General features: G+C 44.4%; 1 pseudogene. It reads right to left on the reverse strand.

Annotated features, from left to right (window positions below):
• Positions 1 to 376: 376 nt before the first annotated feature.
• A pseudogene (locus JHD82_RS30045) lies at positions 377 to 576 on the reverse strand (hypothetical protein); the annotation flags it as partial.

Consider the following 576-nt stretch of genomic DNA (forward strand, 5'->3'; position numbering starts at 1 on the left):
AGATGTGTATAAGAGACAGTTTTAAACTTACGATGGTTAAACTAGAAATTTCCTGCAAGGACGTATTCTAAATTTCGCTCTCTTAATGTGAGAAATTCGCTGAGTAAGAAAAACTCATCCCAGCGACAGCAATTGTGAGCAGCACACCTTCAAAGTTATAGCCAAGCAGCAGTCCTTCAACCGTACCGGCGCAATTCTCCGCTGCACTCGGCGACAGGGGAAAATGGTGCTCTACATATAGCAAGACCGTCCCCTCGTCGACTGAATCTACGCTACTTGTAAACAGTGAGCGATACTTAAAAAAGCCATCGTGCCTTGGCTTGAGCATCGCTAGAAGAGACTTCCGGCCGTCAGCCGCAATTGAAATTCGATGCATTCAAGAACTTCTTTTCAAATGAATGAAATCACTGCAAATCTGCAATGATGATTCTCGGTGCGCAATCAACACAATGGTTTTATGACCCGACAACCCACTAATTGCCTTATTCAATTCTTCTTCTGTTTGGCGGTCGAGTGCGCTTGTTGCCTCATCCATAAATAAAACAGGTGGATCACGATACAGAGCACGGGCAATAC

Source organism: Delftia sp. ASV31 (assembly GCF_016428765.1).
Taxonomy (GTDB): Bacteria; Pseudomonadota; Gammaproteobacteria; order Burkholderiales; family Burkholderiaceae_C; genus Comamonas; species Comamonas acidovorans.